The organism is Calidithermus chliarophilus DSM 9957 (assembly GCF_000430045.1).
In the GTDB taxonomy this organism is placed as follows: Bacteria; Deinococcota; Deinococci; order Deinococcales; family Thermaceae; genus Calidithermus; species Calidithermus chliarophilus.
This window is the reverse complement of sequence record NZ_KE387029.1, coordinates 1-3,823: the sequence shown is the minus strand read 5'-3', so window position 1 is coordinate 3,823 and position 3,823 is coordinate 1. Positions and strand designations below refer to the sequence as shown.

Here is a 3,823-nt window from a genome sequence, read left to right as displayed (position 1 = left end):
GGGGCGGGCCGGGGGGCGGGCGCCCAGTAGCGCCTGCCCAGCTTGTCGGTGGCCGGGTGGTAGCCCGGCTGGTGGGCGCGGGGCTTGCCCCGCCCCAGGGCCTTGACGACCAGCCGCAGCCTCATCGCCCACCCCCCTGGCGCAGCAGGCGCAGGGCCTGGCGCGGGGCCTTGGCGAAGGTCTTGGAGCGGAGCACCAGGGCCTGGGACTTGACCACGAACGCCTGCCCGACGCGCTCGAAGCGGCGCGGGGTGACGTAGCGCTTGAGGCTTTGGGGGTCCGCCAGCGCGAAGGCGCGGGCCAGGCCGGGGGGGTCGTAGAGCCTGCCGCTGTGGAAGGCCCAGCGGCGCGCGGCGTCGTAGGCGGCGTTGACGGCCTCGGGGCCCGCCTCGGCCAGCATCCGGTCGATCTCGGCGGCCAGGCCCTGGTCCAGGTACTCCCGCAACAGCTCCGCGAACGCCCGGCGGTAGCGGGTGTCGTTCAGGCCGCTCAGCAAGAAGGTGGCGCTGCCGCGGCCCGACATGGAGTGCAGGGCGCGCAGCCCGTCGATCACCGCGTAGGCGTCCCCCGCGCGCCAGCCCTCGAGCACCCGCTCGGCCTGCTCGCGCACCAGGCGCAGCGGGTTCGCCAGCGCCTCCCGTGCGGCGGGGAGATTGAGCGCGGGGTGGTTCTCGACGGCGTGGAAGAAGGCGGGGATGACCCCCGAGGTCTGGGGCCCGCCCTCGGCCAGCCAGCGCGCGCCGAACATCCGGCCCAGGATGCGCTCGAGGTGGGGCTGTAGGCGCGGCAGCAGGCCCTCGAGCTCGCCCCTGGCGGCCTCGGCCAGCCGCTGCGCGGCCCGCTCCTTCTCGGGGGCGACCTCGAGGGCGGGGTTGGTCAGGCCGTGCCGGTGGGCCGTCTGCATCGCGCGCAGGGTCTCCCACTCCTCCAGGCGCCGCTTGGCCTCGAACAGGTGGCGCTGGGCCTCCTCGCGGGCCTCCTCGCGGGCGGCCTCGCTGCGGGCGCGGCGCATCCGGTCGGCTGCCTGGCGCGCCAGCCCCACGAGGTTCTGGTAATGGTCCCAGGCCGCCGCCATCCTCGCCTCGCCCTGCCCCCGGCGCACGTAGTACCACAGCGCGTGCTTGGGGTTGTTGGGGAGGTAGCGGAAGTCGGCCACCATCCGCTCGCCGTGGGGCTCGTCGCGCGCGATGTCGAGGACCGTCTGGCGGGCCTCCTCGGGGCCGGGGGCGGGGGCGGGCTCGAGGGGGATGGGCTTCACGCCGGGCCCGAACACCAGGCGTTGCAGCTCCAGCAGGCCGGGGTCGGCGCGCTTTTGCAGGCGGCGGTGGGCCTCCTCGAGGAACTGCCGGGCGTCCATCAGCTCGGCGCCCATCGCGGTGTGGCCCCGCACGCCGACGGCGTTGGAGTTGACCAGGGCGTCCACCTCCTTGCCCTTGAAGCCCAGCTCGCGGGCGAGCTGGCGGGCCTGGGTGCGGGTGAAGGCCCCCCGGCGCGCGCCCAGGGCGGCGAGGGTCGCCTCGCCGGTGTCGCCCCGCCGGGCGGCCTCGAGGGCCCGCTCGTAGCCCTCACGGAGCTGGCGGGTCGCCTCACCCTTGGCCTGCCACTCCAGATGGCTCCGAATGGCCTGCTCGGGGCTGTCGCTCCAGGCGCTCTGCACGCCGCCGTCCTCCCCGATCACCGCCCACTTGCCCGTGGCGGCGAAGCGGCCTGGGGCGATGAGGTAGCCGTCGCGCTCGATCACGCCCTCGTGGGTGCCCACCCTGCGGGTCTGGGGCTGGGGCGTGGGCTGGGGCGTGGGCTGGGCCTGGGACCGCACGTACTCCTCCAGGCTGAGCGCTTCCTGATCGGCCATAGCCCGCCTGCGGTTGTTCTCCTCGTAGGCGGCGTAGGCGGCGTCCTCGTCCCCGTCAAAATGGCGGCGAACGAACTCCTGCCAGAGGGCGTCCGCCTGGGCCTCCCGTTCGCGCTCGGCCTGAGCCGCCCGGTCGAGCTCGGCCTGGCTTTCCCGGACCCCGACCCCGCCGGGGCGGGCAACCCCCACCTGCGCGGCCAGGTCGTCGAGGGTCAGGCCCGTCACGGCCACGGGCTTGCCCCGGTCGAAGAGGTACAGGTGGCCGTCCTTGTAGGCCAGTTGCTCGGGCCGCTCGAGGGGCCAGTACCGGAGGTGGGTCCGCACCCCCAGCGCCCGGCCCGCCTCGAGCGCCCGGCGCGCCGCCTGGTAGACCTCGTGGCGGTAGGCCGCCTCGGGGTCGGGGTCGGGCCGGGGCTCGCCCTCCGGCTGGACCCCCACCTGCTCGCCCAGGGCCCGCGCCTCGTTGGGGCCCACCTCGCCGCCCGGCTTGGCCCGGTGTTGGGTCCAGGGCTGCGCGCCCTGGGGCTCGGGCTGGGGGGCGGGGGGCTCAGGGGCGGGCTCAGGCTGGGGCTCAGGCTGGGGCTGGGGCTCCTCCACCCGCTCCCAGCGGTGGTTCTCGTTGAGGCGGTAGGTCACGCCCCCCTCCACCTTCACGTCGCCCACCTGGGGCGCGGGCTTGTCCACCACCACCACGCGGGTGGAGACCCCCGTCGAGTTGTCGCTCTGGAGGAACGACCCCTCGGGCAGGGGCTCCGAGCTGCCGCCCACCAGCTCGAGCCACTCCCGGAACTCCCGGTGCTGGCGGTCGGAGCGGAAGCCGTGGGCGGCGCTGGTGATGGCGACCAGGCGCCCGCCAGGCCTGAGCAGGTTGTAGGCGTGGCGCACGTGCCGGACGTCCTGGCCGTCCTCGAAGGGCGGGTTCATCACGATGCGGTCGTAGACCTCGCCGGGGTCGTAGGCCAGGAAGTCGTGGCCCACCACGTTGTGGCCCTTGAGCTTGAGCAGGTCGTTGAGGGTGGCGTTGTACTCCAGCGCGTCCACCCGGGCGCCGGGCGCGACCCGCTGCACGGCCTCGATCAGGTTGCCCTTGCCCGCGCTGGGCTCGAGCACCCGCATCCCGTCCTGGATGTCGGCCATCTCCGCGATGCGCTCGGCCAGGGCCGCGGGGGTGGGGAAGTAGCCGGGGATCTTCCGCCCCACGAGCGACAGCTCGACCTCCCTGACCTTCTTGGCGGTGGGGTCGTGGGCGCCGGGGCTGGCGCTCTTGAGCACGGCCTCGAGGTCGCCCACCGCTCGGGCGAAGCCCTCGGGGGTGGTGATCCCGGCCCGCTCCAGCCGCAGGTAGTCCGCGGCGGCCTCCCGCAGGTACTTGCCCTCGCTGCGCTCGTAGGGCGTGAAGCCCTTGTGGGCGTGGATCATCCCGCCCAGCTCCCACATGGCCGCTATCGCCGCCCCGTCGCGCAGGTGGCCCTCGTGGTCGGCGTAGGGCTTGAGCTTGGCGATGAGGCTGCGGGTGCCCTTCAGCCTCTCGGCCAGCCGCAGGGCCTCGCGGGTGCGGGTGGGGTGGAGGTAGGGCCAGGGGAAGTGGGCCGCGTAGGGCTTCTCGGGCTGGCGCTGCTCGCGCTCGTACTCCCGGCGGCGGATCGCCAGCAGCAGGGGGTCGAGCTGGTTGGCGGCGGTGACCCCCCGAAGGCTGTGGGGCAGCTCCCCGGCCTCGGCCAGCTCCCCCAGCCGGTAGAGCAGGGCCTGGAACTGGCGGGCGCGCTCGGCTTCGGCGGCGCGCGCGGCCTGGGCCTGGGCGCGGCGGTAGGTGAGGTTCATGCCCTCGTAGGGCCGCCGCTCCAGCTCCTTGATCCGCGCGTCCAGGCCCTCGGCCAGCTTGCGGAAGCGGCGGGCGGCCTCGAGGTCGCCCTTGGCCTCCCGCGCGGCCTCGGCCACGGACTCGGCGGCCTGCTCGGGCCCGACGGGGGC

Annotated in this window: 1 protein-coding gene; it reads right to left on the bottom strand. The window is 75.2% G+C overall.

Annotated features, from left to right (window positions below; translation table 11 throughout):
- Positions 1-121: 121 nt before the first annotated feature.
- A partial coding sequence (locus tag MEICH_RS27540; RefSeq protein ID WP_157202979.1) for a methyltransferase domain-containing protein occupies positions 122-3,823 on the bottom strand: 3,702 nt, incomplete at its 5' end.